Here is a 5,338-nt window from a genome sequence, read left to right as displayed (position 1 = left end):
GGTTGATCCAGGCGGCGCGCCTTCGCGCCGTCGGGCTCCTCGGGGAGCGCTTCACCGAGGCCTCCTCCGGCGGCGAGTCCGGGCTCGACCGCATCGAGGCGATCGGACGGGCCTACTACGCCTTCGGGAAGGCGCATCCCGCCGAGTTCCAGATGCTGCTCATCTCGGAGCCGCCGAGCGATCCGAAGGCGAAGGCGGCCGAGATGGCGCCGATCGAGCTGATGGTGAAGGTCCTGCGCGAGGGGATTCGCGACGGCTCGATCCGGAAGAACCTGGGCGATCCCAAGGTCACCTCGGTCTGTCTCTGGGGGTTCACCCACGGCCTCTCCATGCTCGCGGCCGGCAAGGGCGGGGACTTCGAGCGGGAGATGGGAATCACCCCCAAGTCCCTGATGGATTTCGGGTTCTCCCTGATGCGGGCCTCGCTGAAGCGAACCTGACGTCCGTCTGTTGACAAAATGTCAGTAGCTGACATATTGTCAGCGACATGATCCAGCTCCTTCTCGCCGTCGCCCTCGCCCCCGCTCCCCCGGAACCCCTGCGCGGATACCTCGAGATCGCGCGCGATTCGAACCTCGCCTTCCGGCGCGAGGCGATCGACGTCGAGGTCGCCCGCGAGCGGCTGAACGAGGCGCGCAGCTTCCTGCTGCCGCGCCTGGAGGCTTCGGCGCGTTACTCCGTCGCCTCGGGCGGCCGCACGATCGACATCCCGGTCGGCGACCTCGTGAACCCGGTCTACGCGACGCTCAACGACCTCCTCGTCGCCGGCGGCGGGGACGCGGCGTTCGGAACGGTCGGGAACCAGTCGATCGAGCTGCTGCGTCCGCACGAGCAGGAGACCTTCGTCCGGATCGTCCAGCCGCTCTGGAGACCCGAGATCGCGCGCGGCATCGAAGCGAAGCGCTCCGAGCTCGCCTCGCGGGAAGCGCAACTCGGGGCTTTCGCGCGCGAGCTCGACCTCGAGGTGCGCACCGCCTACTTCCGCTGGATCGCCGCCGAGGCGGCGATCGGCATCCTCGACGGGGCACAGGCGCTCGTCGACGAGAACGCCCGCGTGCAGCGCAGCCTGTTCCGCAACGACAAGGTGACCGAAGACGCCCCGCTGCGCGCCGAGGCCGAGGTCGCCGCGGTGCGCGAGCAACGCATCCACGCCGCCAAACAGGCCGACGTCGCGCGGTCGTACGTGAACTTCCTGATGAATCGTCCCCTCGGCACGCCCCTGGAGCCGATCGAGGCGGAGGCGCTGACCGCCTACGAGCGCGAGATGGAAGGTTGGGCCGCCGGCGGCGAGCCCGACGGCGCCCGGCGCGAGGAGCTGGCCGCGCTCGGCCACGCCGTCGACGCGGCGGAGTCCGGGCGACTGGCGGAGCGTGCGCGCCTGTTCCCCACCGTCGCCTTCGCCGCCGACGCCGGCATCGAGGGAAGCGGGTACGGCCCGGGAGAGCGGACGCGTTTCTCGCAGGCTTCGCTCGTCGCGTCCTGGGTCTTGTTCGACGGCGCCGAGCGGCGCAGCCGCATCCGCCAGGCCGAGCTCGAACGGCGCAAGCTCGAGGTCGAGCGCGAGGAGACGGCGTCGCGGATCGACCTCCAGATCCGCGAGGCGCGCGACGAGGCCGCGGCCGCTTCCGCCGCCGTCGAGGCGGCGAGGTCGCGGGTGACCGCCGCCGCCCGGTCCTTCGAGATCGCCGACCGCCGGCAACACGAAGGCGTCCTCAACTTCCTCGGCGTGCTCGACGCCCGCCAGGAACGCACCGAAGCCGAGTTGCGACTGGTGATCCGCCGCACCGAGCGGCTCATCGCGATCGCCCGCCTGATGCGGGCGACCGCCACCGAGGAGATGCCGTGAACTCCCGTTGCGCGCCGTTCCTGCTCGCCCTGCCGCTCGCCGCCGCCGGCTGCGGCTCCGACGTCGCCGCGCCGACGCCGATTCTCCCGATCGTCGAGCTCGCGTCGGTCGGCGCCGCCGCGGACACCGAGATCGTGCGCGCCCCCGGGGTCGTCAGCCGCCGCCTCGAGACCCCGCTCGCGTTCCGGACCGGCGGGATCGTCGCCTCGGTCCGCGCCCGCGAGGGAGACGCCGTCCGACGGGGCCAGGTGCTGGCCTCCCTCGCCCTCGACGAGATCGACGCGCGCGTCGCCCAGGCGCGAAGCGCCCTCGAGAAGGCCCGTCGCGACCTCGCCCGCGTGCAGAGCCTCCAGGCCGACCGCGTCGCGACCCTCGAGCAGGTGCAGGACGCCGGGACCGGGGTCGAGCAGGCCGAGGCGGCCCTTCGCATCGCGGAGTTCAACCGCCGGCACTCGGTGATCGAGGCGCCCTCGGACGGCGTCATCCTGCGCCGGCTCGCGGAGCCGGGGCAGGAGATCGGGTCGGGGAGCGCGGTGCTCCTCTTCGCCGCCGAAGCGGGGGGATTCGTCGTCCGCGCGGGCCTCTCCCAGGCCGACGCCGCGCGCGTGCGCGTCGGCGACGGCGCCTCGGTCGTCTTCCCCGGCCGGTCCGACGCGGCCTCCGGCGCGATCGCGCGGATCCACGAGGCGGCCGACGCGGCGACCCGTACGACGACCGTCGAGATCGAGCTGCGCTCGCTCCCCGAAGGGGTGCGCTCCGGCGACGTCGGCACCGTCCTCGTGCGGCGCTCCGCCGGCGAGCGGCGCTCCTCGATCCCCCTCTCGGCGCTCGTCGAGGGGAACGGGGCCGAAGGCTGGGTCTTCGTCCACGACGAGGCGGCTTCCACCGTCAAGCGCGTGGCGGTGCGCACCGCGGGGCTCTCGGGCGACCGTGCGATCCTCGCCACCCCCCTCGATCCGGGCGCCCGCATCGTCGTGGTCGGCGCCGAGTACCTTCGAGACGGATCGACGGTCCGCGTCGCCGGCGAGGCCTCCCGGTGAAGGTCGCCGAATACGCCGTCCGGAACGGGTCGCTGACGATCCTCGGGGCGCTGCTGCTGGTCGCGATCGGCGTGGGCGCCTGGCTTTCCATCCCGCGGGCGGAGGACCCGTCGTTCCCCAACTCGAACTTCACCGTGATCGCGGTGTATCCCGGGGCGACGCAGATCGACCTCGAGCAGCTGGTCGTCCGCCCGCTCGAAGACGCCCTCAAGGAGCTCGACGACCTCAGGAAGCTCGAGGCGAAGATCGAGGACGGCGTCGCCGTCCTGCAGGTCGAGTTCGAGGCGGACACCGACCCCGACGAGAAGTTCGACGAGGTCCTGCGCCAGGTGAACCAGGAGCGCGCCGACCTCCCGGACGAGTTGACGAGTCTCGACGTCGAGAAGTTCGAGACGACCAACGTCGCGATCCTCCAGCTCGCCCTCGTCTCCGAGGAGGCGTCGTACCGCCGGCTCGACGACCTCGGCGAGGCGCTGCGCAAGCGCCTCGAGGCGACCCCCGGCGTGAAGAACGCGAAGACCTGGGCCTTCCCCTCCCGACAGGTCCGGGTCTCGCTCGACCTGCAGCGCCTCGCGCAGCTGCGGATCCCGGTCGGCCGCGTGCTCGAGGCGATCCGCGGCGACAACGCGAACCTCCCCGGAGGCGCGGTCGAGCTCGGCCGGCGCCGGCTGAACCTCAAGACCAGCGGGAACTACGCCTCGATCGAGGAGATCTCCCTCACGCCGCTGTCCGGGAACGGGACCTCGGTCGTCCGGCTGCGCGACGTCGCGACGGTGGCCTGGGACTACGAGGACCGCGAGTACTTCGGCCGCTACGACGGCGAGCGCGCGATCTTCGTGACGGCCACGCAACGCGACGGCCAGAACATCTTCCACGTGCGCGACGCGCTGCTCGCCGAGGTTCAGGCGTTCCGCGAAAGGCTCCCCGGCGACGTCCGCCTCGAGGTCGGCTTCGACCAGTCGCTCAACGTCGCCCACCGCCTCGGTTCCCTCGAGCGCGACTTCCTGATCGCGATCGCCCTCGTGCTCGTCACGCTGCTTCCCCTCGGCCTTCGCGCGTCGGGGCTCGTGATGGTGTCGATCCCGCTGTCGCTGGCGATCGGCCTGGCCCTGCTCCACTTCACGGGGTTCAGCCTCAATCAGCTCTCGATCGTCGGCTTCGTGATCGCGCTCGGACTGCTCGTGGACGACTCGATCGTCGTCGTCGAGAACATCGCCCGTTTCCGCCGCGAGGGCGCGGGCCCCGTCGAGGCGGCGATCGGCGCGACGAAGCAGATCGGCGTCGCCGTCGTCGGCACCACCGCGACCCTGCTCTTCGCGTTCCTGCCGCTGCTCGCCCTTCCGGGGACGCCGGGGCAATACATCCGGAGCCTCCCCGCCACCGTCGTCTACACCGTCCTCGCGTCGATGGTGGTGGCGCTGACGATCGTCCCGTTCCTCGCCAGCCGCGTGCTCACGGGGCGGGAGGATCCGGAAGGGAACGTCTTTCTCCGCTGGATGCAGCGCGGGATCCACCGCACCTACAGGCCGCTCCTCCACTGGGCGATGCGCCACCGCCTCGCGACCGTGGGGATCGCGGGGCTCCTGTTCGCCGGAAGCCTCGCCCTTCTCCCCGCGATCGGCTTCAGCCTCTTCCCCAAGGCGGGCCTTCCGCAGTTCCTCGTCCGGATCGAGGCGCCCGAGGGGACCTCGATCGCGGCGGTCGACGCGATCGCGAAGGAGGTCGAGCGCCGCGTCCTCGAGACCCCGGGGATCCGCAACGTGATGACGAGCGTGGGCCGCGGGAACCCGCAGATCTACTACAACGTCGTCCCGAAGAACCGGAAGGCGAACGTCTCCGAGCTGTTCTGCGCGATCGAGCACTACGACCCGAAGACCAGCCCCGCCGTCCTCGACGGCCTGCGCGGGCGCCTCGCCGACATCCCCGGCGCCAGGATCCTCGTCAAGGAGTTCGAGAACGGCCCGCCGATCGCCGCCCCGATCGCGATCCGCATCCTCGGCGACGACCTCGACGGCCTCGCGCGCGTCGCCGCCGACGTCGCGACGATCCTCCGCGAGACGCCGGGGACGGACCAGGTCGACAACCCGCTTCGCGTCCGGAAGACCGACCTGCGGCTCGAGATCGACCGCGACGCGGCCGCCCTGCTCGGCGTCCCCCTCCTCGAGATCGACCGGATGACGCGCCTGGCGGTCGCGGGGCTCGTGGTCTCGCGCTTCCGCGAGGCCGACGGCGACGAGCACGACATCCGCCTGACCGTCCCCCACGGCGAGCGTCAGGACCTGTCGGGCTTCGATGCGCTCCAGGTCGGAACGCTAGGGGGCGCCTACGTCCCGATCCGCCAGGTCGCGGAGCTGAAGTTCGAGTCGACCCCCGTGCGCATCGAGCGCCACAACCGCCAGCGCGCGGTCACCGTCACCGCCGAGGTCCTTCGCGGGTACAACACCGACCGGCT

4 protein-coding genes are annotated in these 5,338 nt (G+C 71.8%); all 4 read left to right on the top strand.

What is annotated here, in order from left to right; all coding sequences use genetic code 11:
• A partial coding sequence (locus tag VF139_02200; GenBank protein HEX6850190.1) for a TetR-like C-terminal domain-containing protein occupies window positions 1-440 on the top strand: 440 nt, incomplete at its 5' end.
• A gap of 47 nt (window positions 441-487) precedes the next feature.
• Window positions 488-1,846, top strand: coding sequence for a TolC family protein (locus tag VF139_02195; GenBank protein HEX6850189.1), 1,359 nt, complete (start codon window positions 488-490; stop codon window positions 1,844-1,846).
• On the top strand, window positions 1,843-2,886 hold the full coding sequence (locus VF139_02190; protein ID HEX6850188.1) for an efflux RND transporter periplasmic adaptor subunit: 1,044 nt from the start codon (window positions 1,843-1,845) through the stop codon (window positions 2,884-2,886). The genes VF139_02195 and VF139_02190 overlap by 4 nt, the downstream gene beginning before the upstream one ends.
• A partial coding sequence (locus VF139_02185; protein ID HEX6850187.1) for an efflux RND transporter permease subunit occupies window positions 2,883-5,338 on the top strand: 2,456 nt, incomplete at its 3' end. The genes VF139_02190 and VF139_02185, both read left to right, overlap by 4 nt.

It is taken from the genome of Candidatus Polarisedimenticolaceae bacterium, assembly GCA_036376135.1.
Taxonomy (GTDB): domain Bacteria; phylum Acidobacteriota; class Polarisedimenticolia; order Polarisedimenticolales; family DASRJG01; genus DASVAW01.
The sequence above is the reverse complement of the archived record's forward strand: the minus strand, read 5'-3'. Positions and strand labels throughout refer to the sequence as shown.

Excerpts from the sequence above, each read along its gene's own strand:
- VF139_02195 (HEX6850189.1), top strand. The coding sequence starts at position 488 with ATGATCCAGCTCCTTCTCGCCGTCGCCCTCGCCCCCGCTCCCCCGGAA.